At 63.7% G+C, this 273-nt stretch carries 1 protein-coding gene; it reads right to left on the bottom strand.

The window, feature by feature from the left end; translation table 11 throughout:
• Positions 1–273, bottom strand: a 273-nt coding sequence (locus tag KZZ04_RS19245) for a hypothetical protein (protein WP_219423871.1), incomplete at both ends; no start/stop codon positions are given.

Here is a 273-nt window from a genome sequence, read left to right as displayed (position 1 = left end):
CGCGCGAGCCAGGCCTCTTCGATAAAGGCCGAGGGCCGTTCGCTGTGGCGGGTCCATAAGTCGGCAAGGGGGCGGAAGCCCTCGGGCGCATGTTGCAGCAACGACAGTTGATTCATGAACTCGTAGCCGGTGGTGCCGTCCACTTGCCAGTCTTCGCGCAGGGTCTCGCCTTCGCCGAGGATTTTTTCGACGAAGATCGGCAAGTGCCGCTCGGGTGACAGCGAATCCACGCGACGGCGCAACTTGCGGCAATAACCGCGTGGGTCGGCCAGC

Source organism: Pseudoalteromonas sp. CR1, from assembly GCF_019392235.1.
In the GTDB taxonomy this organism is placed as follows: domain Bacteria; phylum Pseudomonadota; class Gammaproteobacteria; order Enterobacterales; family Alteromonadaceae; genus Pseudoalteromonas.
The sequence above is the reverse complement of the archived record's forward strand: the minus strand, read 5'-3'. Positions and strand labels throughout refer to the sequence as shown.